This is a genomic window from Pseudomonas sp. AB39(2026) (genome assembly GCF_059831485.1).
The window spans coordinates 3625334-3647393 of the sequence record NZ_CP195212.1 but is presented as its reverse complement, the minus strand read 5'-3'; the positions used below and the strand labels follow the sequence as shown (position 1 = coordinate 3647393).

The window sequence follows — 22060 nt, the reverse complement described above, 5'->3', positions numbered from 1 at the left end:
GTCAAAGCCCTTCAAAAAAGTCGTGGGTGCCGCTGCCGGTCATACGTTCTGCCGCTCGCCTTTGGGGTCCACGAACACGGAGCTGCAGATTTCCGCTTCAATGGCACTGCCATCCGCCAGGGGCGCCCAGACCTTCTCGCCCATGCGCTTGAGGCCACCTTTAACCACGGCCATGGCAAAGGAGCGGCCCAAGGTGGGGCTCATATAGCTGGAAGTCACGTGGCCCACCATGTCCATGGGGATGGGCTGCTTGGGGTCGCGTACCAATTGCGCGCCTTCAGGCAGCACGCGGTTGGGGTCGACCGGCTTGAGGCCGACCAGTTGCTTGCGGTCGTCGCGCACGCAGTCTTCACGGGTTATGCCCCGCGAGCCGATCCACGGGAAGGGTTTGGTACGGCCCACGCACCAGCCCATGTTCAGGTCGTCCGGGGTCATGGAGGCGTCGGTGTCCTGGCCTACGATGATGAAGCCCTTTTCGGCCCGCAGCACGTGCATGGTCTCGGTGCCGTAAGGCGTAAGGTTGTACGCCTTGCCCGCCTCCACAATCGCTTCGAGCACGCCCATGGCGTAGTTGGCCTGGATGTTCACCTCGTAGGAAAGCTCGCCGGTGAAGGAGATCCGGAACACACGTGCCGGCACGCCAGCCACCTTGCCTTCCTGCCAGGTCATGAACGGGAACGCGTCCTTGTCCAGGTTGATGTCGGTGATATGGCTGAGCAATTTGCGGCTATTAGGGCCAGACAAGGTCAGTGTGGCCCAGTGGTCGGTGACCGAGGTGAAATAGACTTTCAGCTCGGGCCACTCGGTCTGGTGGTACAGCTCCAGCCATTGCAGCACACGTGCCGCACCGCCCGTGGTGGTGGTCATCAGGAAGTGGTTGTCGGCCAGGCAGGCGGTCACACCGTCATCGAAGACCATGCCGTCTTCTTTGCACATCAGGCCATAGCGGGCCTTGCCCACATCCAGCTTGGTCCAGGCGTTGGTATAGACGCGGTTCAGGAATTCGCGGGCATCCGGCCCTTGAATGTCGATCTTGCCCAGGGTGGAGGCATCCAGCAGGCCTACGCTGTCGCGTACCGCCTTGCATTCGCGGGCCACGGCGCTGTGCAGGTCCTCGCCACGCTGCGGGAAATACCAGGGCCGCTTCCACTGGCCTACATCTTCAAACTCGGCCTTTTGCTTCACATGCCAGGCATGCAGCGCAGTGAAGCGCACGGCGTCGAACAGGTGGCCACAATTGCGCCCCGCTACAGCGCCGAAGGTTACCGGCGTGTAGTTAGGGCGGAACATGGTGGTGCCCATGTCGGTGATGGAGATGCCCCGCGAGCGCGCAGCGATGGCCAAGCCATTGATGTTGCCCAGCTTGCCCTGATCGGTACCGAAGCCCAGGGCGGTGTAGCGTTTCACGTGTTCAACCGACTCGAAACCTTCACGGGTGGCCAGTTCGATGGCCGCCGCCGTCACATCGTTCTGCAGGTCCACGAACTGCTTCGGCGCACGTGCCGTGGATTTGTCATGGGGCACCTGGAACAGCGCCAGGGTAGGCTCATCGGTGCGGGCAACAGTGCGGGGCAACGTGCCCTCGACGAATTTGAAGCCTGCTTCAGCAGCTGCACGGGCACCACCTTCGAAACCATCGGCCAAGGCGTCGCCCAACCCGTACACGCCATTGACGCCGCCCACGCACACGCGCTTCTGGGGCGCGTCACCTGGAACGAAGCCCAGGATGTCTTCCCGCCAGACGGGCTTGCCGCCCAGGTGCGATGCCAGGTGCACCACAGGGCTGTAGCCCCCCGAAGTACCTACCAAATCGCAGTCCAGCCATTCGCCTGGGCTGCTGACTTTCAAACCCTTCACGTCGATGGCCGCGATACGCGCGCCGGTCACGCGGCGCGTGCCCCGTGTTTCGATCACAGCACTGCCGGTGAGGATGCGTATGCCCTTGGCACGCGCTTCTTCCACCAGCATGCCGCGCGGGTTGGGCCGTGCATCAGCGATGGCGACCACCTGAAGGCCTGCGTCTACCCAGTCCAGGGCGGCCCGGTAGGCATGGTCGTTGTTCACACCCAGCACCAATTGCTTGCCAGGCGCCACGCCATAGCGGCGCACGTACGTGGCGATGGCACCGGCCACCATGTTGCCGGGCAAGTCGTTGTTGCCGTACACCAGCGGCCGCTCGTGGGTGCCAGTGGCCAGCACCACGCGTGCGGCGCGTACCCGGTGCATACGTTGGCGCACCTGGCCGATAGGCGCCCGCTCGCCCAAATGGTCCGTCAGGCGCTGGTGGATCGTAAGGAAGTTATGGTCGTGGTAACCATTAACCGTGGCCCGCGGCAACAGGGTAACGCTCGGCAAGCTGGCCAACTCCGCCACGACCGACGCGACCCATTCAGCGGCGGGCTTGCCGTCCAGGGTTTCGCGAGTGTCCAGCAAACTGCCGCCGAAGGCTTCCTGTTCATCGGCAAGGATGACCCGTGCACCACTGTGCGCGGCCGCCAGCGCAGCCGCCAGGCCAGCAGGGCCGGCGCCGACTACCAGCACGTCACAGTGCTGATTCATGCAGTCGTAGGTGTCCGGGTCCAGTTCGGTAGGTGAACGCCCAAGCCCGGCGGCCTTGCGGATGTACTTTTCGTAAGTCATCCAGAAAGACTGCGGGTACATGAATGTTTTGTAGTAGAAGCCCGGCGGCATCAGCTTGCCGCCCACCTTGCCCAGAATCCCCATCAGGTCGTTGTTCACGTTGGGCCAGCCGTTGGTGCTGGTAGCCACCAGGTTCGGGTACAGCGCCTGCTGGGTGGCACGAACGTTGGGAATTTGCGTGGCTTCGGTAGCGCCCTGTTGCAGCACGGCATTGGGCTCCTCGGCACCGGCGGCCACGATGCCGCGGGGCCGGGAGTACTTGAAGCTGCGCCCTACCACGTCTACGCCGTTGGCGAGCAGGGCCGATGCCAGCGTGTCACCTTCGAAACCGGTGTAGCGCTGGCCGTTGAAGGTAAATTCGATGCGCTTGCTGCGGTCGATAAGGCCGCCGCTGGAAAGGCGATTGACCTGGCTCATACCTGCTCCCCTTTCGCAGCAGTGAATTGTGGCGTAGCGCCAATCGGATAGGTTTCCAGAATTTCGTAGGTGAGTGTGTTGCGGCTCATGTTGAAGTAGCGGCGGCAGCCGGTGGCATGCAGCCACAGCTCATGGTGAATACCGCGCACGTTGTCGCGGAAGAACATGTAGTCGCCCCATTGCTCATCGGTGCAGGCTGCTGGGTCCAGCGGGCGCGGAATATGCGCCTGGCCGGCGACCTGGTATTCCTCTTCGGAACGGTGTTCGCCGCAGTACGGACAGAAGATGTACAGCATGGTGGTGGTCTCCGGTCAGTGGGCGACGGCAGCAGCGCCGTGTTCGTCGATAAGGGCGCCGTTGTGGAAGCGCTCGATGGAAAACGGCTTGGCCAAGGGGTGCATCTCGCCTTTGGCAAGGCTGGCCGCAAACACGTTGCCCGAGCCCGGTGTAGCCTTGAAGCCACCGGTGCCCCAACCGCAATTGAAGAACAGGTTCTGCACCGGGGTTTTGCTGATAATCGGGCAGGCATCCGGAGTGGTGTCCACAATGCCGCCCCACTGGCGGTTCATGCGCACGCGGGACAATACCGGGAACATTTCTACGATGGCCTGCAAGGTGTGTTCGATCACAGGGTACGAGCCGCGCTGACCGTAGCCGACCCAGCTGTCGATACCTGCACCAATCACCAGGTCGCCCTTGTCGGACTGGCTGATGTAGCCGTGCACGGCGTTGCTCATGATTACGCTGTCGATAATAGGCTTGAGCGGTTCAGACACCAGCGCCTGCAAGGGGTGAGACTCTACAGGCAAGCGGAAGCCCGCCAGGCTGGCCATGTGGCCGGAATTACCGGCGGTGACCACGCCCACGCGCTTGCCGCCAATAAAGCCTCGGTTGGTTTCTACCCCTACCACTACGCCGTTTTCCTTGCGGAAGCCAATCACCTCGGTTTGCTGGATCAGGTCCACGCCCAGTGCATCCGCAGCCCGTGCATAGCCCCAGGCCACGGCGTCATGCCGGGCCACGCCACCGCGGCGCTGAACCGTGGCGCCAATGATGGGGTAACGGGTGTTTTTGGTGCAGTCCAGGTAGGGAATCTCTTCAGCCACCTGCTGCGCATTCAGCAGCTCGCCATCAACGCCATTGAGGCGGTTGGCGCTCACGCGGCGTTCGGAGTCGCGCATGTCTTGCAGGGTATGGCACAGGTTGTACACGCCCCGCTGGGAGAACATCACGTTGTAGTTCAGGTCCTGGGACAGGCCTTCCCACAGTTTCATGGCGTGCTCGTACAGGTGAGCCGATTCGTCCCACAGGTAGTTCGAACGCACGATGGTGGTGTTGCGGGCGGTGTTGCCACCGCCCAGCCAGCCTTTCTCAACCACGGCCACATTGGTGATGCCATGTTCCTTGGCCAGGTAGTACGCCGTGGCCAGGCCATGGCCGCCGCCGCCCACGATAATCACGTCGTACATAGGCTTGGGTGTAGGCGTGCGCCACATGCGCTGCCAGTTTTCGTGGTGGCTGAGGGAGTGCTTGAAAAGGCCGAAGCCTGAATAGCGCTGCATGATCGTTACTCCAGCTCAGCGGTAAACCGGGAAGTCGGCGCACAGTGCACTGACTTGGGTGGCCACATTGGCCTCCACATCAGCGTCGCCGAGGTTGTCGAGGATGTCGCAGATCCAGCTGGCCAAGGTTTGGCATTGTTCGACCTTGAAGCCGCGGCTGGTCACCGCCGGGGTGCCGATGCGCAAGCCCGAGGTCACGAAAGGCGACTGCGGGTCGTTGGGCACGGCGTTCTTGTTCACGGTGATGTGGGCGCGGCCCAAGGCTGCATCCGCCGCTTTGCCCGTCAGGCCCTGGCGAATCAGGCTTACCAGGAACAAGTGGTTGTCGGTGCCACCGGAAATCACATCGTAGCCGCGCTCGATGAAAATGCCCGCCATGGCTTGGGCGTTATCAATCACCTGCTGCTGGTAGGCCTTGAAGCCGGGCTCCAGTGCCTCTTTGAAGCATACGGCCTTGGCGGCAATCACGTGCATCAGAGGGCCGCCCTGGCCGCCAGGGAACACAGCCGAGTTGAGTTTCTTTTCCAGCGCTTCGTTGGCGCGGGCCAGGATCAGGCCACCGCGTGGGCCGCGAAGGGTTTTGTGGGTGGTGGTCGTGACCACATCCGCAAAAGGCAATGGGTTCGGGTACAGCCCTGCCGCCACTAGCCCCGCCACGTGGGCCATATCCACGAACAGGTAAGCGCCTACTTTGTCGGCGATTTCACGGAAGCGCGCGAAGTTGAGGGTTTTGGAGTAGGCCGAAAAGCCTGCGATCAGCATCTTGGGCTTGCATTCCAGGGCCAGGCGCTCGACTTCGTCGTAGTCGATCAGGCCGGTTTCGGTGTCTAGGCCGTACTGCACCGCGTTGTACAGCTTGCCCGAGAAGCTGACCTTGGCACCGTGGGTCAGGTGGCCCCCATGTGCCAGGCTCATGCCCAGCACCGTGTCGCCAGCTTCCAGCAAGGCCAGGTACACCGCTGCATTGGCCTGAGAACCGGAATGCGGCTGCACGTTGGCGTAATCGGCACCGAACAGTTCCTTGGCTCGGTCGATGGCCAACTGCTCTACCTTGTCCACGTACTCGCAGCCGCCGTAGTAGCGCTTGCCTGGGTAGCCTTCGGCGTACTTGTTGGTCAGGCCACTGCCCTGCGCTTCCATCACCCGCTTGCTGGTGTAGTTTTCCGAGGCGATCAGCTCTATGTGGTCTTCCTGGCGCTGCTCCTCGGCGTTCATCGCGGCCAGCAGTACGTCGTCATAGCCTTGGATCTGGTCTTGCTTGCTGAACATCGCGGATCTCCCAGCGCGGATGGCGCCTATTGTCGGTGCGCCTATTGAAGGCATGGGAGCGATGGTAGGGCCCGGCCAGTGTTGCCAGATGCCCATGGGCGCCACGCATCGGCGCAATTACGACATAGCGTTGCTCGGTATTTCGGTAGGCGTGTGATAGCGAATCAGCCAAGCGCCTAGCAGCGTGATACCGATTGCCGTGGCCATCAAGGTGGCCAACATAGAGGGGCGCTCGCCTACCAGATAAAGCGTTAGCCCCACTACCGGCAGCACGGCCTGGTTCAACAGCACCATCAGCGAGGACACGCTCGCCAGGCGCTCCACTGGCACAACCTGAATGCGCAGGCTGCGGCAGAAATTGATCATGAACACCTCGCCGCCGATGTTCAGGGCATACAGGGCAAGAAAGCCCAACAGGTAGGCTTGAGAGAGGATCATCAAGCCGCTGGCGACCGCAGTGACCAATGCTGCCAGGGTAAACAGCCGCAATGGCGGCATGGCCGATGACAACCTGGGGTACAACAGCGTAGCGGCCACACCGCAGAGGCCGGCGCAGATATCCACAAAGGCAAAGTATTGAATGGGCAGCTGCATGGCGCGGTCGATCAGGGTTACCGCGCTCGCCTCCACCAACCCATCAAACGCATTATTGCCGACCGCCAGCACCACTGAACTGGCCAGCAAGGGCGTAAGCAAAATGAATTTCAGGTGCTTAGCAGCAGGCACTACAGCAGTGTGTTCGCTGCCAGTGGTATTACGTGGAACGGCGCGACTGAACAGATAACAACCTGCATTTATGCCATACAAGGCAGCCGCCAGTGCCAACAGGGTGACAGCGCCAGCGGAGTACCCGACAAAGCCTATCAAGGGCCCTGTAACCATCGCCAACTGATCGATACGGCACAGGATGTTTACATCCCGGTCCACCTCACGGCTTACCAGAGCGATCATTTTTTCGTAGGCGATCAGGCTTTGCGCACTGCCAATAGCCACCAGCCCACCCAGCAGGCCACCGACGACCGTTACCGTCAGCGCTGCGGGCTCGCCCCACAACACCAGAATCACACACAAGCAGCCCGCGAACTTGACCAGGTCCGACACCACGGACACCCGCCGCACCCCCCAGCGATCGATGGACGCCCCCACCAGCGGCGTGACTACGATGCGCGGAAGCCACGCCATGGCATAGGCCAGGCCCGACCACGCCAGGCTTGAGGTGTAGGCGTAGACCATGACCGGAACCAGGAACACCAGCAGGGCGTCGGCGGTGAGAACTAGAAGTAATAGGGTGGATAGGGTTCGGTTCATGAGGCAGAGGCCGCTACTACCGGCGCTGCACGGGTTAGAACGACCTTTACCTGTTTACCTGTGACCTGGTCAGTAACAATCACAGCCTTTGGGGTTTCGACGGCAGCCTTTTCAGCCATGGCCTGTCTTTGCAAAGCAACCAGTCTCTCTGTGTAATCCAAGGAGGCGGGCTGTCTATTTACATTGAAAACCGGATAATTCTGGTCAGTTAATGGCCAATCTATTACATCTTTACCTGGCTCATAAGCACCTAGCTCATCTAGATAGATAACCGGCCTATTGAGAGTAAACACGCTTTCCATATTGAACAATGCATGCGCCACACCGCATGGAATGACCAATTCCATTTGAGGATCACACGAAAACTCATGCCATTCCTCGCAATGAAGTGTTTCAGAGCCACGGCGCATATCTACCAATTTAAGCCCTATGTTTCGACGACTTTCCCCCAAAAACGTTAAATGGTCTTCTTGCCCCAGATGGACACCAAATGAATCAAAATTGTAAGGCTCGACTCCATGATCAACAATATAAAAAGGCGAAGGCCCTGCTACAGGTATTATCCAACTATTCTCACCTGTTCTTACCGCGCCATGCCGCTCAAACCTTACGCCTTTTATTTTAGAACGAGGAACGCCTGTAGCCTCCGCTAAAGACTCTGTTTTCGGCTGAAGCATAAGCCTCACCTGCTCGCCTGTATCCAAGGTAAAATTTCGAGTCTCGGCATGTGAAACATTACCTCCTGACAATGTAGAAGCCTGAAGTGACGCCAGCCGGTAATATACTCGATTGGAGGCAGGCTGAGTCATAGGCATCAAGCCCTCAACCCTTGCCGGATCTGTACTCAGCGGCAGATTTATAATGTCATTTTCAGGTGTCCAGCCCAGCGTGCCTTTCAACATATTCTCTATTGGAGGTAAAAAAACCGAATAGGCATTAAGCGTTGAAATGCCTTCGAGGCCGCTAAAAGTATGAGCAACTCCCGGAGGAATTACCAAAGTCCTACTGGAAGAAGGTGAAAATTCGATTTCCAGCGCGGCCCTAAAAGTCGTAGACGTTTTTCGGCAGTCTATAAATCGGGCATGAACTATCTGACTCGAATCCCCCAAAAACGTAAGCACGTCTTGCTGAGCAAGGTGAATGCCGTACTGCCCATAGTCAAACCGCTTTTCTCCATGTGTGACAATATTCACAGGCCGAGTTGTAGGAAACGGCACGACGAAAGATCCAGGCCTGCCATTGCTTATACGCCAACGGTCGATCCACTGTAAGCCTTCGATATTTATTTTTGAATTCAACGCTTGAGTGGTCGTGGACATGGGCAATCTCCAATAAGGGCCAGGCGCTTTGCAGCGCCTGGCTACTGCTTAGATAGTTATTACTTGAGCACTAAACCCTGCCTGCTTTGCGCTTTGCAAAAGCGATTTTAAGCTCGACGTATCGAGAGCCTGATATTGATCTTCCAACGGTGCAGCTTTGATACCCGCAAGATAAGCAAGCCTGTCATAAGTGACGGCAACAGTATCCTTTGCTGCCTCCATCATGCTTATGAAACTGTTGGGATGCACAGCCTGGCTGTCAGTCACTGCAGGCTTCACTTCATAGAACTCAGCTACTTCAGATGCTTTGATCATGAGCTTTCTCCACTACAGAACGTTTGATTAAACTGCCGGTATCGGCCTTCTCCATATTTGTCGCCAACCGCTATTCCGTCAAATACAAAAAAACTTCCAAAAATAGAAAATCTCGTTCTGCAGCTGTACTTTCAAGATTGTCTAGAGGAGTTTTCCCAAGCATCTGAAAGAAATTTCTGAAAGATCACTATCAGTATCCGATAATCGCGCAAGCCCAACTAAATTAGAAATAGCTTGTAATAACTTCACCACCCAAAAACTCAATAAAACCTGCCTAACCCACCCAAAACGGCTATCCATGCGGGGCCCTGACCAGATCCCTGCCCGCCCTACCCAGCCTCCTACACCCCCTATAGCCCCAACGAAAACTTCGCTACAGTGCCACAGTGCCCACGGCTCTCAGGACATGCCATGACCACCCAGCCTCAACAATTTGCCAGCGACAACTACTCAGGTGTGTGCCCGGAAGCGTGGGCCGCGATGGAAGCGGCCAACCAGGGCCATCAGCGTGCCTATGGTGATGACGAGTGGACGGCGCGTGCGGCCGACCATTTCCGCCGCTTGTTCGAAACTGACTGTGAAGTGTTCTTTGCCTTCAACGGCACAGCGGCCAACTCATTGGCCTTGTCGGCCCTATGCCAGAGTTACCACAGCGTAATCTGCTCGGACGTGGCCCACGTGGAAACCGACGAATGCGGCGCGCCGGAGTTTTTTTCCAACGGCTCCAAGTTGCTCACGGCCCGTAGCGAGGCCGGCAAGCTGACGCCGGAGGCCATTCGGGAGATCGCGCTCAAGCGCCAGGACATCCATTACCCCAAACCCCGTGTGGTGACCCTGACCCAGGCCACGGAAGTCGGCACCCTGTACCGTCCGGATGAGCTTAAGGCGATCAGCGCCACCTGCCGCGAGCTGGGGTTGAACCTGCACCTGGATGGCGCTCGCTTCGCCAATGCCTGCGCCTCATTGGGCTGCACACCGGCAGAGCTGACGTGGAAATCGGGGGTAGACGTGCTGTGCTTCGGGGGTACCAAGAACGGTATGGCCGTGGGTGAAGCCATTTTGTTCTTCCGCCGGGAATTGGCCGAAGACTTCGACTACCGCTGCAAGCAGGCAGGGCAACTGGCCTCCAAGATGCGGTTTCTATCAGCACCGTGGGTAGGCCTCCTGGAAAACGATGCCTGGTTGCGCCATGCACGCCACGCCAATGCGTGTGCACGCTTACTGGCTGAGCTGATTGCGGATATTCCCCAGGTGAGCCTGATGTTCCCGGTGGAGGCCAATGGCGTGTTTCTCAACATGCCCCCAGCTGCCATTGCTACGTTGCAGGGCCAAGGCTGGCGGTTCTACACCTTTATTGGTGGGGGTGCCCGTTTCATGTGCTCGTGGGATACGAGCGAGGCGCGCGTGAGAGAGTTGGCACAGGCGATTCGGAACGTGGTGGGCGTTAGCGATTGACGATTTACAGGCGCAAGTTGTGCTTGCGCCTGTAGCCGTCCCGGATTTCGCCTGGTCGTGCAGGGGTTAGTCTGACGCCTTGCCTACCGTGCGCTCGATCTGCTTTACCGTTGCATTGACCTGGTTTTCGTACTGGGCCAGCGCCTGCTTATGCTCCCGCTGTGCTTCCAGCAGTTGCGAACAGATGTTCATGGCCGTAAGCACCAGCAACCGATCCCCTAGCAATGTAGGGTACTTCTTCTTGGTATCAGCCAGGCTGGCCTTGAGCATCATGGCCGCCTCGAACAAGGTGTGTTCCTGATCGGCCGGGGCACGCAGTGTGTAGTCATTGCCGAGAATCTCGACTACACGCGTCGTGCTCTGGCTCATGCGCCAGCCGGTTCAGGGCTGACCCGTTGAATCAGCGCCTGAATACGCGCAGCGGTGGCACCGTGCTGCTCTTCCTGCTCCAGGAGGCTGATTTGAAGGGTGTCGTTTTCGTCCCGCGCCTGAGCCAGGGCGGCATTCAGGGCACCATTGTTTTCAGCCAGTTGGCGGTTCTGCTCCAGCAGTTCGCCAACCAGTGCTTCGAGTTTATTCAGGGATGCTTCCAACATAAAAAGGTACTCGACACGAGGTGAACATAAAGGACGCGTACGATAAGAAAAAAGCGCGCGTCTCGCCAGCGCGAAGGTGTGAACGAGCATGAAAATACAAAAAGGCCCGCCGCTTCGCGTTGGGCCATGGACTGGCATAAAAGTGTGCGGTTCCCCACAAAACGCAACATTGGACAGACGGTAGAGAAGGTCTAAGGCTGTCAGCTCGTATGAGCGAAGAGCGCGGGCCTTATTGGGCTTGTGCGTATTGCTGTCCTCGCATGCGTCAAAAGGCCTTTGCCTACTTTGGCTGCTTTGATGGTCAGCGCAACCCCAGCGCTTATGGTGATCAACGCATCGGCACCTGGAACGCCCAGTGACCGCCCAACGACTCCAATACGACTGCCCCATTTCGTAGCTTCAGTTACGCGTTTAAGGCCCGTTACCCCTTCCAACAGCGTCAGGGTACGGTTCCCTAGCCAAACCACAGTTTTCAATAAGGTGAAGACACTATATTGGCCTGTTGGGTCGGCCCGATTGATGGGGTCTGCCAAGCAATAGGCGTAAGCACTAAGCCCCCCACGATCAAACGGGCTGAAGCGGTCAGGCGTAGTGAAGCACCCCAGGCGAGGCAGATAAACCCTTTGGCCATTGCCCAGTCCATAATGGCCCGTGGATCGCTCGCTCAATTGTCCGTTGAACGCCGTGCGAATGCCTATATTGCTGCAATGCATGCCGTAGGGGGAGTAAGCGCGTCGCACGTGACCTAGGCCCCCAAGCACGTGCTTGTGTGAATCTGTAGCTAACATAGTAGCCATGACATAACTCTAGCCGCATTGATAGGCTGTATCTGAATAGCACGTCATCGAGAACGCTGGTACCTCACTAACTGACAGGTTTCAGATAATTAGTACTCAATGCGCACATCGCCCTTGGGGACGCTGCAGCACGACAGGATATAGCCTTCGGCTTCGTCTTCCTCAGTGATCCCCCCGTTGTGCTCCATTTCCACTTCGCCACTGAGCTTGAGCACTTTACAGGTGCCGCAAATACCCATGCCGCAGGCCTTGGGAATGTTAAGGCCCAATTTGGCAGCAGCAGCATGCACGGTTTCCCCTGGCGCCACGCGGATACTCTTGCCGGTGTCCACGAACTCGACCTGGTGCAGGTCCGAGGCTGGCACCTCGGGCGCATCGGCCGCCTGTTCAGCCTGCTCCACGGCATCAGCCTTGGCCTCAGGTGGCGTGGCCCCGAACGACTCCTCATGGTAGCGCCCCATGTCGAAGCCTGCCTGTTCCAGCAGGCGCTTCACTGCGCTCATGTACGGTGTAGGCCCACAGCAGAACACCTCGCGCTCAAGGAAGTCTGGCGCCATCAGCTCCAGCATGGGGCGGTTCAGATAACCCCGGTACCCGGCCCAAGGCTCACCCAGGCCGTGCTTTTCACAAATGACGTGCAGCGCGAAGTTAGGGATACGCGCCGCCATCTGCTCCAGCTCACGCTGGTAGATGACATCCTTGGGAGACCGAGCGCTGTGCACGAAGACCATGTCCACGTTGGCATTGGTATCGTAGAACCAACGGGCCATGGACATCACAGGTGTGATACCTACACCACCGCTCAGGTACAGCACCTTTGTAGAGGGGAAGTCGATGGCGTTGAACAACCCTACCGGGCCATGCACTGCCAGTTCCTGCCCTTCATGCAAGGTGTCATGCAGCCAGTTGGATACTCGCCCGCCCGGGACCCGCTTGATGGTGATGGAAAAGCTGTAGGGCACCGAAGGCGAACTGGAAATGGTGTAGGACCGCATGACCGGCAAGCCTTCGATTTCCAGCTCCAGGGTGACGAACTGCCCTGGCTTGAAAAAGAACATGACGGGCTGGTCGGCCATGAAGCAGAAGGTGCGTACATCCCAGGTTTCCTGAATCACCTTTACACAGCGCACCACGTGCCGGCCGTTGGCCCAGGTCTGGGTGGTAACAGGGCTCAGGAAATTATTGGACATGCAGGTCACTCCGCAGCCGACCATCGGCGTTATGGGTGTGATTCTGCGTGGCGCCCGCTGGTCGCTCTTTCCTGTTCGCGACATCGGCATGCTTATGGCGACCAGCCTTGCCAGCACAGGCTTTGCTCGTCGGGAACGGATGCGGCCATGTCGCCCATGGATAAGGTTCAGTGGCGGGCCGCCCTCACACTCGCGGCATAAAGGTTGCGACTTCATTCAATGTCGTACCAGTACCGTGACGCGCGATCCGCGCCCCTTCTATAGCCCTGTTCGCCGGCGCGCCGGCCCCGAGGATTACACAATGGATGTCTCCCAGAACCTGAGCCTTGGCGACCCCCTGGAGCCCGCGCGTAACGCTACCGCCCATATGTTGCAGACCCGCGAGCGTACCTTCTCGCTGCCTCAGCCGTTCTACACGGACGAGCGCCTGCACGAGATCGACATGCAGGAGATTTTCCACAAGGAATGGCTGATCGCCGGCATGACCTGCGAGATTCCGAAAAAAGGCAATTACCTGACGGTGGAAATCGGCAAGAACCCAGTGATCGTGATCCGGGGTGCCGACAACGCCATTCACGCGTTCCATAACGTTTGCCGCCACCGTGGGTCACGCCTGTGTACGGCTGAAAAAGGCAAGGTCGCCAAACTGGTATGCCCCTACCACAAGTGGACCTACGAGCTTGATGGCCGCCTGTTGTTTGCCGGCACGGAAATGGGGGCCGATTTCGACATGAAGGATTACGGCCTCAAGCCCGTGCACGTGAAGAACGCGGGTGGCTACATCTTCATCAGCCTGGCCCAAAACCCGCCGGCCATCGACGAATTTCTCCATACGCTGGCCCATTACATGGAGCCCTACGACATGGAGAACACCAAGGTGGCGGTACAAACCACCTTGCGCGAGAAAGCCAACTGGAAGCTGGTGCTTGAGAACAACCGCGAGTGCTACCACTGCAACGGCTCACACCCGGAGTTGCTGAATACCCTGCTGGAATGGGACGACACCAACGACCCGCGCGCAGACCAAGCGTTCAAGGACCATGTGGCGCAGTCGGCTGCCGCCTGGGACGCCGAGAAAATTCCTTACCTGCACGCCAGCTTCGGTTTGCGCAACCGCATCGTGCGCATGCCGCTGCTCAAGGGCACCGTGTCCATGACCATGGACGGCAAGCCCGGCTGCAGCAAACTGATGGGCCGCATCCAGAACCCGGACCTGGGCTCCATGCGCATCCTGCACTTGCCCCATTCCTGGAACCATTGCATGGGCGACCATGTGATTGTATTCACGGTGTGGCCGATCAGTGCTCAGGAAAGCATCGTGATCACCAAGTGGCTGGTGCACAAGGATGCCGTGGAAGGCGTGGATTACGATCCGGCGCGGTTACGCCAGGTGTGGGATGCCACCAATGACCAAGACCGCCAACTGGCTGAAGAGAACCAGCGTGGGATCAACTCGACGGCTTACCAGCCCGGCCCCTACTCGAAAACCTACGAGTTTGGCGTGGTGAACTTCATCGACTGGTACAGTGAACGCATGCTCAGCAACCTGGGAGCAGCGCCGGCACCGTACCTTAAGGGTGTGGCCGTTCACGAGTAATCGACCTGGGTTGATGAAAAGCCAGTCATTTCAAGCGACGCCCGAGGCAGCCGGTGCCTGGCCTGACGCCCCCACTGTACAGCCAGCGCACCACGGCCTGCCGTGGTGAGCAGGGTGGCAGTAAGGCTGGCGATCTGAGCCGCCTGGTTGTCACTGGTCAGGCTCACACTCCAGGCGACGGTACTTCCAGTCATCAGCACTGTATCTACGGCTATCACCAGCTTTGAAGGGGGGTTCGTGGGTACTGGCCCGTATACCCGGCTGCCCCATAAGCCTGGCCTTCGCCGAAAGGACCATAACTCTGGCGCTGCCCGGCGTGGTATAGCACGGTGCTTGCAATGTCACAGGCCTCTAGCGACCAGGCGGAACGTTTAACGAGCGACATTTACCCTCCAGGCCCATGAGTGCTGTTTGCGCGACACGGCATTGGTGTGCAAACCAGTTATGCGACCAATTGCCTTTCTGACGCCGGCCCGGCGCAAGCTGGGTACAAAAATAGACATTCTCAACGCTACCGACACCACCCCCAGGCCGATGCTTGTCCAGCCCAAGGCCGCCTGAGTACGCTGGTCATCAGGCTGTGTGCCGGCCACCACACTGGAGACCACAGAGGCCAGGCTTGCAAGGAGGGCCAGGCGAAGACCCGTTGTCATGGCGGCCGGTGTGGCCTTGGCACTTCTGCTGCCTAGGTTGGCCATGTGCAGGGCTGAGGTCGCCACGCCACTTACGAGGCCGGCAATCACCAAGGGTGTGAAGCTTCTGCCGTTGTAGTCAGCGCGGTTGATAGGGTCCGCGGCGCAATAGGCGTAAGTATGCACGCCGCCTTGCAGGAAAGGGCTGTCGCCGTCCGGCTGAAGAAACTGCCCCAACACAGGCGAATAACCACGGTAACCGTTGCCTGGCAGGTACAAAGCCCCGCCTAGCTCTTGCCGCTGCCCGGCAAACCCCAGGCAGCCTCGGCTGGCTGCCTGTGACCAGCCGAAGGGCTGGTACGCCACCCGTTGCGTCATTCGAGCAAAAAGCCGTGCATGCACGCTTCCGCTAAGCGAAGTACTTACCAGCATGGCTGTCATAGAGGTTCCCTGGCATTTAGCTCCTAGCCTAGGAAACACCATGGCACGGCACAAGCTATCCGTTTGCCAGGTAGCCGGTCGCTGCGCGCTGTGCATGCACTGATTTAGCTAGTCTATCGGCCCGATTAAAATTAGAATCGTTCTCATTTCCCATACTCGTTCGAGCACGCTCCGTTCATGTACCTTCTTTCCAACAAATCGATGCTGGCCCTCTGCGCTTTACCCTTTTCAACGCTAGCCCTGGCAGATGCTGCCATGGTCGAGTTAGGCACTACTGAGGTTCAGGACAGCGTTGTTGCGCAGCCTGAAGGTTACACGCGCAACCAGGCCAGCACCGCCAGTAAGTCCGAGGTGCCTGTGCGAGATGAAGCGCAAAGCGTGAATGTGGTGACCCAACAAACGCTGCAGGATTACAGCGTCACGTCACTGGACGATGCCATGAAGTTCGTCAGTGGTGTGTCTCAGGGCAACACCCTAGGCAATACCAAGGATGCGCTGATCAAACGAGGGTTCGGGACCAACGACGACGGTTCGATTCTGCGTGATGGCGTACGCTCGGTCATCGGCCACAACCTGGGTGCCACTACAGACCACGTAGAAGTGCTCAAAGGCCCGGCGTCATTGCTATACGGCGCCCTCGACCCCGGTGGGCTGATCAACATCATCAGCAAACAGCCGCAGTACCTGCAAAGCACTACAGTAACTGGCTCAGCCTACAGTGAAGGTGGCGGCAGCTTTGGCGTAGACACCACCGGCCCCTTGGGAGAAACCGGCTTGGCCTACCGGCTGATCGCCGAGCGTGGCCATGAAGACTACTGGCGCAACTACGGCACCAACGACCATACCTTGGTTGCTCCTTCGCTGAGCTGGACCGGCGACCGGGCTAGCCTTACGCTGTCGTATGAGTACAACGACTACAGCAGCCCCTTCGACCGGGGCACGGTCTTCGTCAATGGCCACCCTGCCGATGTGAGTTACAACAAGCGGCTGGATGAGCGGTGGGCGAAAACGGTTGGCATTACCGAGACCGCCCAGGCCCGCTTTGAATACCAGCTGAGCAATGACTGGAAAGCCCGGGCGACCTATGGCTGGAATAACGACCGGTACAGCCTGGCGATCGCCCAGCCCACTGCACTGGTTAATGGCAGCCTTACCCGACAAGCAAACGGCGGCCACTACGACTACGAAACCCGTTACGCCAGCCTGGACTTTATCGGCGAGCAACAATTGTTCGGTCAACGCCATGACCTGCTGTTGGGTATCGATAACGAAGCCAGTGACAAGTACCGTGGCAAGACCTACCGCAACACGGCGGTCAAAGGCTTTAGTCTCTATAACCCGATCTATGGCAGCTTGGGCGAACCTAGCAACATCAGCCCAACCACCAGCAACCTGCGCAATCAACTGACCTCCACCTCGGTGTACTTCAAAGACAACTGGCACCTTAACGACCGCTGGATCGCTGTGTTCGGTGCTCGCCAGCAGCACTACGATCAATACAGCGATCAAGGTTTGGTAAAGCGTGTCATCAACCGCGACGACAACGGCGAAGCCTTCATTCCCTTTGCAGGGCTGGTGTATCAACCAAGCGACGCCTGGGCGCTGTATGGCAACTACAGCCGCTCCTTTGTACCCAATGACACGGTGAGCGAAAACGGAAAGACCTTTGACCCTGAAGAAGGCCGTAGCTACGAAGTGGGCGCCAAGTACACGCCTTCGGACGCCTTGAACGTTAACCTGGCGTTGTTCGACATCGAAAAAACCAATGTGGTGACTAACAACCCCTTCGGCGAACCTGAAGCCGCTGGCAAGGTGGGCTCACGCGGGCTTGAACTGGACATAACCGGGCGCCTGGCCCCGCGCTGGGATGTGATCGGCACCTATGCCTATACCCATACGGAAATCCTCGAGGACCCTGATAATGAAGGTCACCGCTTGAACAATGCGCCCAAGCACACGGCCAGCCTGTACCTGAGCCACCATTTGGCAGTGCCGGAGGCCATTGGGCAATGGCATGCGGGCGCAGGTGCCCGGTACGTAGGAGCGCGCGCCGCAGACAATGCTAATACGTTCTGGATGAGCAGCTATACCGTGGCCGACGCCTTCCTGCGCTGGGACCTGCCTACGGGCGGCTACAAGACGCGGCTCCAGTTGAACGTGGATAACCTGCTCAACAAACAGTATTACCCGTCCAGTACGGGCAGTGGAGAGCTGCAGGTAAACGTAGGTGAGCCACGCACGGCCAGGCTTACGGCAAGCGTGACGTTTTAACGAGGCAATCGCGAGGGTGGAGGGTGCTAGGGCTTGTACGAAGAGTCGGCGAACGAAGGTCAGGCCGGGCCGCGCAGGCAAGGAAAAAGCCAGCGAGGAAGCGGACTGGGCCCGCATTCGGGTTTACTGGCTGTAAATGAGCATTCCGACTGGGCTGGCAATCCAGCTGGCTTTTGACACAGCATGGCCGAGTGCAGCCACTTTTCGTACAAAGCCTAGCGCACTACACCCTCTTCAACCAGCAACCTAAGAATAGCCTCTGCGCCCTCCTCCGCTGTTACCCCTTTAAGCACTTTGCCGCCGCCGCCGCTGGCTTTGGCGGTGGCGGCCTTCATGCGATCGGCACCGCTTTTGGCCTTGATCACTTTCAGGCGTTTGGGGCGCGGGCGGGCAGGCTGCATCTGGGCGGTGTCCAGCCACTCATCGGCCACCACCTCAACCTCGTGCGCTTGCAGTGCACCGCGTTGCGACGGCCCATACGCACTTTGCCGAGCCTTGGGCGCAGCGCTGTCCACGGTCGCCAGCGCAGGTAGGCGTACGCTCAACCGCCGCCGTTGGCCCCGGGGCAGTGCCTGAAGCACATGGGCGATACCGTTCTCTATACGCTCGACCTCTGCCAGGCCCACTACCACAGGCCAGCCCAACTGCTCCCCGAGCAGATACGGCAGCATACCGCTGCCCTCGCCTGTTTCTGCCTGGCTACCGGTGAGCACCAAGTGCACCCCTGCATCACGCAAGTACGCCACAAGCCCGGGCAAGGCATCGGTGCCAATCGGTTGCTCCAGTACCTGCAAGCCCGGCAAGCCCATACCCAGGTAGTCCCGTAGCGCAGGCTCATTTATATCGCCGGCATGCAACACCTGGAGGTCTGTACCGGCCAGGCGCAGGCCCAGTTCCACAGCGCGGGCATCCTGTTCGGCACGGCGGGCCCGGCCTGAGGTAGGGTGGGCGCCCACGGACACCAAGGTCACAACGTTGTTCTTCATCAGGCAGGCCTCAGGCAGCATTACGTGCGGCGCCGTGCCGCCAGGCGTCTACGGCAGCGATCAAGGCAGTGAGCAATGCAGCGCTGTCGCCGATCACCGACAGGTCTGCCCGTTTGACCATGTCGCAGTTAGGGTCCAGGTTGATGGCGATCACCTTGTCGCAGGCACCAATGCCCTGCAGGTGCTGAATGGCCCCTGAAATGCCAATGGCCACATACACCCGCGCGGTGACCCAGGTGCCGCTGGCACCGACCTGACGGTCACGGGTCATGAAGCCGTCATCCACAGCCACGCGAGAAGCGCCTTGTGTCGCGCCCAGCGCAACCGCTGCACGCTGGAACAATGGCCAGTCCTTCACGCCATTGCCTCCAGACAGAATGAATTCGGATTCCGCCATAGGCACCGCCGCCGGGTCCACGGCCACGGCGCCTTTGTCCTCAATACGTGCCAAGGTGCGCAGGGCCGGTGGCGCCAGTGCAAGCGGCAGCACTTCGTGCCGGGTCTCATCGACAGGCTCGGCGCATTCGGCCGCAGCCAGGATCAGCCGTGGCACTGCTTGAGCCAGGTCTTGCTGGCCTGCACCTGCACGGCTGACGCTGATGCCTTCTTTCACACTCCACACCCGAGTCGCGGGCCGCTCACCCAGGCGCGCCGCGAGGCGACGGCCCAGCTCTGCGCCACCGTCGCGGCTGTCTGGGAACAGCCAGTGCTGGGGCCTGAGCTGGCTTTCCAGTGCCTGCAGCGCCTGTACACGTTGCTCAGGCGCATAGCCCTCGTATTCATGACCGTCCAGCACCAGCAGGCGATCAACGCCAGCCGTGTCGAATGCGGCTTCCTTGTGCTCCCCAAACACCACCGCCAGCACGGCACCTGCGCTGCCCGCCAGTTGATGGGCGAGGCCGAGCAGGTCCCGGTCATGGGCGGTGAGGCGGCCACCCACCATGTCCGGCACAACGGTGATGTAAAAGGCGGGGTTGGGTACCTGGTGGAGGGGCAGTTGAGCTTCCGGCTGCGCTATCCGCCGTACATCGACGCCTTGCTCAGCACCGCTGCGATCGATGCGGCGGATGGCATTGGGGCCGATGAAACCCACCGCATGGGGGTTCTTGCGCAGCACCCCCGAGGGGCCTGTCCAACGGGCTTGCTGGGTTTGCAGCAAGCTGTGCAAGGGGTGAAGGCGATTGCGCGCGATCCATTCGCCCCTTGGGTCACGGCGTATCACAGTGCTCATGGGTTGACCTCCGCAGGCTCACGCCTGGCTGTGCTTTTTGCAGGCGCTGCCGAGTCGTCGATCAGCGCCTCGGCGACCAGCTCGGCAATGTCTTTAATCTCTGGGCGGGGCGCGACCACCCCTTCCAGCATGGCCGTACATTGCGGGCAACCCACTGCCACCAGCTCGGCGCCGGTTTCGCGAATGTCGTTCATGCGCATGTCGGGAATGCGCTGCCTGCCAGGAATATCGGTAATAGGCGCGCCACCTCCGCCCCCGCAGCAGCGGGCACGGAAACCGGAGCGCTCCATTTCCTTCACTTCGATGCCCAGCCCGCGCAGCACCTGCCGTGGCGCTTCGTATTCGCCGTTGTAGCGCCCCAGGTAGCACGGGTCATGGTAGGTCACACTGCCGCCTTTGTGGGTACTCAGGTTCAAGCGGTGCGCGGCCATCAGCTCTGCCATGTAGGTGCTATGGTGCGACACGTCATACGTGCCACCCAACACGCCGTATTCATTTTTCAGCACATGAAAGCTGTGGGGGTCGCAGGTCACGATTCGCTTGAAGTGGTACTGGGCAAGGGTATGAATGTTGCGCTGTGCCAGCCGCTGGAACGTCGCCTCATCACCCAGGCGACGTGCCACGTCGCCACTGTCGCGCTCCTCCAGCCCTAGCACGGCGAAGTCTACTTTTGCCGCCTTCAGCACCTTCACGAAGGCACGCAGGGTGCGCTGGTTGCGCATGTCGAAGGCACCGTCACCCACCCAGAACAGCACCTCAGCTTGTTTTACCTGCGCCATAAGCGGCAGTGCCAGGTCAGCCGCCCAGTGCAGGCGCCCTCCAGGTGCAAAACCTCCAGGGTTGTCAGTAGCAATGAGGTTTTCCAGTACCTCGGCGCCCTTGTTCGGGGTAGCCCCTTTTTCCAGGGTGAGGTGGCGGCGCATGTCCACAATGGCGTCCACGTGCTCGATCATCATGGGGCATTCTTCCACGCACGCCCGGCAGGTGGTGCAGGCCCAGAGCGTGTCTGCACTGACTAGCCCATCCACGATGGGTTGGTGCGCGTTGCCGCCGTGTTCGCCCAGTGGCCGGCCTTTGCCGTCCAACGAAGGATAAGGGCTGCCGGCAAAGTGCGCGTCGGTGCCACCGGCCAGGCCGATCACCATGTCCTGAATCAGTTTTTTCGGGTTCAAGGGCTGGCCAGCGGCAAAGGCCGGGCACATGGCTTCACACCGGCCACACTGCACGCACGCATCAAAGCCCAGCAACTGGTTCCAGGTGAAGTCCTTGGGGTGTTCTACGCCCAACGGTGCCTGACGGTCGGCCAGGTTGAGCGGCTTGAGGCCCGTGGAGCGACCACCGCCGAAACGCTCAGCGCGGCGGTGCCAGGCCAGGTGCAATGCACCGGCAAAGGCGTGTTTAAGCGGGCCGCCCCAGGTCATGCCTAGGAACAGCTCGCTTATGCCCCACAGCACGCCCAAGGCCAGGACGGCTGCCACTACCCAGCCGCCGAAATCAGTCGGCAGGATCCCCGCCACTGGCAAGGTGGCGATAAAGAAGCTGCCGGAAAACATCAGCAGGCTTTTGGGCAAGCGCATCCAAGGGCCCTTGGACAGGCGCGCAGGTGGGTTGATACGGCGCTTGTAAACAAACAAGGCACCGCAGAACATCACTGCAGTGGCCACCAGCAATGCGTACCCCAGCACCTTGTTGTGCAGCCCGAAACCATGCACAGCGATGGCCAGCAACGCCGACAGTGCAAAGCCACCGGCAGTAGCCACGTGGGTATTTGAGATGTACCGGTCCCGGGCCACCACGTGGTGCAGGTCTACCAGATAACGCCGGGGCATGGCCAGCAGGCCGGCCAACAGGTTTACCTTTGCAGGCCGCCCCTGCCGCCATAACGCAATGCGACGAGCAGCGCCCAGCAACGTCAGTGCCAAGGCTGCGAACAGCAGGATGGGAAGAAGGGTGTTCAACATGGCCTAATATCCTCCCTGTAGGAGCGTGCGCAGCGCGCGAACGAGCGGGTAGCCCGGTTCGCGCGCTGCGCAC

The 22060-nt window shown here is 59.7% G+C and carries 19 protein-coding genes; 3 read left to right on the top strand and 16 right to left on the bottom strand.

What is annotated here, in order from left to right; all coding sequences use genetic code 11:
• Nucleotides 1–39: 39 nt before the first annotated feature.
• The 7 genes from ACSAMW_RS16785 to ACSAMW_RS16755 all read right to left on the bottom strand — a co-directional run bounded on the left by ACSAMW_RS16785 (nucleotide 40) and on the right by ACSAMW_RS16755 (nucleotide 8830).
• Complete coding sequence (locus tag ACSAMW_RS16785) at nucleotides 40–3057, bottom strand: sarcosine oxidase subunit alpha (RefSeq protein ID WP_500591255.1); 3018 nt, start codon at nucleotides 3055–3057, stop codon at nucleotides 40–42.
• Complete coding sequence (locus tag ACSAMW_RS16780; RefSeq protein ID WP_168085451.1) at nucleotides 3054–3353, bottom strand: sarcosine oxidase subunit delta; 300 nt, start codon at nucleotides 3351–3353, stop codon at nucleotides 3054–3056. The genes ACSAMW_RS16785 and ACSAMW_RS16780 overlap by 4 nt, the downstream gene beginning before the upstream one ends.
• A 15-nt stretch (nucleotides 3354–3368) precedes the next feature.
• Complete coding sequence (locus ACSAMW_RS16775) at nucleotides 3369–4619, bottom strand: sarcosine oxidase subunit beta (protein ID WP_500591254.1); 1251 nt, start codon at nucleotides 4617–4619, stop codon at nucleotides 3369–3371.
• A 15-nt stretch (nucleotides 4620–4634) separates the two neighbouring features.
• Nucleotides 4635–5888: a serine hydroxymethyltransferase gene (gene glyA / locus ACSAMW_RS16770; protein ID WP_500591253.1), complete on the bottom strand. Its 1254-nt coding sequence runs from the start codon at nucleotides 5886–5888 to the stop codon at nucleotides 4635–4637.
• Nucleotides 5889–6005: 117 nt separating this feature from the next.
• Nucleotides 6006–7196, bottom strand: coding sequence for an MFS transporter (locus ACSAMW_RS16765; protein WP_500591252.1), 1191 nt, complete (start codon nucleotides 7194–7196; stop codon nucleotides 6006–6008).
• Complete coding sequence (locus tag ACSAMW_RS16760; RefSeq protein ID WP_500591251.1) at nucleotides 7193–8515, bottom strand: hypothetical protein; 1323 nt, start codon at nucleotides 8513–8515, stop codon at nucleotides 7193–7195. The genes ACSAMW_RS16765 and ACSAMW_RS16760 overlap by 4 nt, the downstream gene beginning before the upstream one ends.
• 48 nt (nucleotides 8516–8563) lie before the next feature.
• Nucleotides 8564–8830 (bottom strand): XRE family transcriptional regulator, encoded by a 267-nt coding sequence (locus ACSAMW_RS16755; protein ID WP_500591250.1) that lies wholly within the window; start codon nucleotides 8828–8830, stop codon nucleotides 8564–8566.
• Nucleotides 8831–9241: 411 nt separating this feature from the next.
• Here ACSAMW_RS16755 and ACSAMW_RS16750 point away from each other — a divergent pair, with 411 nt between their 5' ends.
• Nucleotides 9242–10285 carry a threonine aldolase family protein gene (locus ACSAMW_RS16750; protein ID WP_500591249.1) on the top strand — a complete coding sequence of 348 codons (1044 nt, stop codon included), beginning with the start codon at nucleotides 9242–9244 and terminating at the stop codon, nucleotides 10283–10285.
• A gap of 66 nt (nucleotides 10286–10351) precedes the next feature.
• Here ACSAMW_RS16750 and ACSAMW_RS16745 read toward each other — a convergent pair whose 3' ends face one another.
• The 4 genes from ACSAMW_RS16745 to gbcB form a co-directional block, all read right to left on the bottom strand.
• Nucleotides 10352–10654, bottom strand: a complete 303-nt coding sequence (locus ACSAMW_RS16745; protein ID WP_500591248.1) for a cell division protein ZapA — start codon at nucleotides 10652–10654, stop codon at nucleotides 10352–10354.
• Nucleotides 10651–10881, bottom strand: a complete 231-nt coding sequence (locus ACSAMW_RS16740) for a hypothetical protein (protein ID WP_500591247.1) — start codon at nucleotides 10879–10881, stop codon at nucleotides 10651–10653. The genes ACSAMW_RS16745 and ACSAMW_RS16740 overlap by 4 nt, the downstream gene beginning before the upstream one ends.
• Nucleotides 10882–11081: 200 nt before the next feature.
• The gene (locus ACSAMW_RS16735) at nucleotides 11082–11669 is read right to left on the bottom strand and encodes an RHS repeat-associated core domain-containing protein (RefSeq protein WP_500594064.1); all 588 of its coding nucleotides are present in this window, start codon (nucleotides 11667–11669) and stop codon (nucleotides 11082–11084) included.
• A 98-nt stretch (nucleotides 11670–11767) separates the two neighbouring features.
• Nucleotides 11768–12868, bottom strand: a complete 1101-nt coding sequence (gene gbcB, locus ACSAMW_RS16730) for a glycine betaine monooxygenase reductase subunit (protein WP_500591246.1) — start codon at nucleotides 12866–12868, stop codon at nucleotides 11768–11770.
• Between the two features lie 301 nt (nucleotides 12869–13169).
• Here gbcB and gbca point away from each other — a divergent pair, with 301 nt between their 5' ends.
• A complete protein-coding gene (gene gbca, locus ACSAMW_RS16725) occupies nucleotides 13170–14465 on the top strand; it encodes a glycine betaine monooxygenase oxygenase subunit (protein ID WP_500591245.1) in 1296 nt (431 codons plus the stop codon).
• Here the strand turns inward: gbca and ACSAMW_RS16720 are convergent.
• Complete coding sequence (locus tag ACSAMW_RS16720; RefSeq protein ID WP_500591244.1) at nucleotides 14456–14659, bottom strand: hypothetical protein; 204 nt, start codon at nucleotides 14657–14659, stop codon at nucleotides 14456–14458. The two genes, gbca and ACSAMW_RS16720, sit on opposite strands and share 10 nt — an antisense overlap.
• Nucleotides 14660–14836: 177 nt before the next feature.
• Nucleotides 14837–15538, bottom strand: coding sequence for an RHS repeat-associated core domain-containing protein (locus ACSAMW_RS16715; RefSeq protein ID WP_500591243.1), 702 nt, complete (start codon nucleotides 15536–15538; stop codon nucleotides 14837–14839).
• Between the two features lie 201 nt (nucleotides 15539–15739).
• On the opposite strand from ACSAMW_RS16715, the gene ACSAMW_RS16710 reads away from it, so the two are divergent.
• Entirely contained in the window at nucleotides 15740–17809 is a 2070-nt protein-coding gene (locus ACSAMW_RS16710; protein WP_500594063.1) for a TonB-dependent siderophore receptor, read from the top strand.
• Between the two features lie 215 nt (nucleotides 17810–18024).
• On the opposite strand, the gene etfB is transcribed toward ACSAMW_RS16710, so the two are convergent.
• The 3 genes from etfB to dgcB are packed head-to-tail and all read right to left on the bottom strand — an operon-like array spanning nucleotide 18025 to nucleotide 21987.
• The gene (etfB, locus tag ACSAMW_RS16705; protein WP_500591242.1) at nucleotides 18025–18795 is read right to left on the bottom strand and encodes an electron transfer flavoprotein subunit beta; all 771 of its coding nucleotides are present in this window, start codon (nucleotides 18793–18795) and stop codon (nucleotides 18025–18027) included.
• Nucleotides 18796–18805: 10 nt separating this feature from the next.
• Nucleotides 18806–20026 (bottom strand): electron transfer flavoprotein subunit alpha, encoded by a 1221-nt coding sequence (gene etfA / locus ACSAMW_RS16700; RefSeq protein ID WP_500591241.1) that lies wholly within the window; start codon nucleotides 20024–20026, stop codon nucleotides 18806–18808.
• A complete protein-coding gene (dgcB, locus tag ACSAMW_RS16695) occupies nucleotides 20023–21987 on the bottom strand; it encodes a dimethylglycine demethylation protein DgcB (RefSeq protein ID WP_500591240.1) in 1965 nt (654 codons plus the stop codon). The genes etfA and dgcB overlap by 4 nt, the downstream gene beginning before the upstream one ends.
• Nucleotides 21988–22060: the final 73 nt, after the last annotated feature.